1 protein-coding gene is annotated in these 2,183 nt (G+C 52.5%); it reads left to right on the forward strand.

What is annotated here, in order from left to right; all coding sequences use genetic code 11:
• Positions 1–265: 265 nt before the first annotated feature.
• Positions 266–1,714 carry a nucleobase:cation symporter-2 family protein gene (locus HMPREF2860_RS00020; RefSeq protein ID WP_070628388.1) on the forward strand — a complete coding sequence of 483 codons (1,449 nt, stop codon included), beginning with the start codon at positions 266–268 and terminating at the stop codon, positions 1,712–1,714.
• Positions 1,715–2,183 lie beyond the last annotated feature (469 nt).

The following is a 2,183-nucleotide window of genomic DNA, read 5'->3' on the forward strand; positions in this document are numbered from 1 at the left end:
TTACACACACTTCACACATAAAGCGAACCCCCAGGTCACAACACCTTTCTAGAGTATTTTCGAGCTAATAGAAGACCATAACTCTAGAGTTTCACTTAAAGCTGTTCCGCAATGCATTCGTTCAGCGGCTTCCCACGCACACTCACGAGTTATCTCAGCAAAGTGACGTGGCCCGATGGCCTCGTCGTAAAGCGAGATGGAGCGAAACCACCCCAATAGAAAGCTCCAGTGAGGAAAACCTGGACTAGGGAACTAAAGTCGAACTGTGACTACATCAACGAAGACCGATACTCAGACGGTTCATCCGGTCGATGAGTATCCGGGCCATGTGAAACTGCTTATACTCGGCTTTCAACATGTGCTCGCCGCGTATGCAGGCGCGGTGGCAGTCCCGCTTTTCGTGGGCTGGGCACTTGTGGATGCCGGGCGTATGTCCCCATCCGATATTCCGCACCTAATTGCTGCGGACCTGTTTGTTGCAGGCATCGCCACCATCGTCCAGTCGGTGGGTATTTGGCGATTTGGTGTGCGACTACCACTGATTCAGGGCAGTACCTTCTCTGCCGCGATTCCGATGGTTACTATCGGATCGCAATACGGCGTGCCCGCAATCTACGGTTCGGTGATTGCATCGGGCATTTTCATGATGCTCTTTGCACCGCTTTTTGCGTCGCTTCTACGCCTATTTCCGCCGTTGGTCACTGGCACGGTGCTATTGATTATCGGCACGACGCTTATGCCAGTCGCAGCCGACTGGGTTGGTGGCGGTGCTGAAGTCAAGGACACTCCAGATTTCGGCGCACCTCAAAACTTGGCAGTAGCTGCGTTTGTGTTGGTCTTAATTCTCAGTATTGAGCGATGGGCACCAGAATGGCTCGCCCGCATTGCCGTTCTAGTGGGCATGATCTCCGGATTGCTGCTATGCATTCCATTGGGAATGGTGGATTGGTCTGGAACTAAGGACTCACCCGTCTTCGGGTTGACGCATCCATTCTACTTTGGCATGCCTGAATTCGTCCTCTCGGCTGTATTTGCCATGTGCATTGTTTCGCTTGTGACTATGGTCGAAGCGACTGGCGACGTACTTGCAATCGGCGAGATTACCGAATCCGAGATTGATAATCACCGTATTGCCGACACACTGCGTGCCGACGGTGCTGCGACCGTAATTGGCGGTATTTTCAATACCTTCCAATACACGGCGTTTGCCCAGAACATTGGCGTCCTATCCATCACGGGCGTACGTTCCCGATGGGTTACCGCAGCTGCAGGTGGAATGCTGCTGATCCTGGGTTTGATTCCAAAGACGGCCGCTCTCGTTGCCGCTATCCCAGCTCCAGTTTTGGGAGGTGCCGGTATCGCCTTGTTCGGTATGGTCGCAGCATCGGGCGTCCGCACTCTATCCAAGGTTAAGTTCACTGAATCCAACGTGATTGTCGTGGGTATTCCGTTGGCATTGGCATTACTTCCTGCTGTATCGCCCGAACTATTCTCCGGACTACCGGCATGGGCGCAAACGTTTATGGCTTCAGGTATCTGCGTAGGTTCCGTCGCTGCTATCATCTTGAATCTTTTGTTCAACACCGCCGACCGTGCACCGCACGCCGTTACTCCGAGTGCTCACGACACCTTCCGCGGAGGTATTAACTCTGAAGATAAGGACCACGACGGCTACGGAGACGTCCCGTCGGCTAAGCCGAGCAGTAATAACTAACCTCGGTACTTTGATTAGCGCGACTGCATAGCTTAATCCCAGACAGGGCTAACTTAACTAAATACGACACCCTCCCGTATGGGCGCAGGCAATACCTCACCTATACGGGATTTTCTTTTGGCGCGATCGAGGACGCCGCCACAGCATCTCGTAGGTACGAGTCGAAGATCAGAGCTGACTACTAAGTAAGCGTATGTCTCCCTATTTGGACAGCTTGGTAATAAAGCCTCAATTGGACCGGGGTATCAGTATGTAGGGATGAGTGGCGGTGATAGTCACAGAAGTGCAATGGATGAATCGCACACGCCAACAAGCTAAGAGCCAGAATTCGAGGAGCCTCCGCGACCGGTCTACTGCGCACCGGGCCCCTTCCAAATACCCACAACCAAGCAAAATCAATGGCTATCACCGAGACATAAGCTACGACATCTATCGATTGAATGTTGTTTACTTGTGGGTAAAACAAAAG

Source organism: Corynebacterium sp. HMSC064E10, from assembly GCF_001812505.1.
In the GTDB taxonomy this organism is placed as follows: domain Bacteria; phylum Actinomycetota; class Actinomycetes; order Mycobacteriales; family Mycobacteriaceae; genus Corynebacterium; species Corynebacterium amycolatum.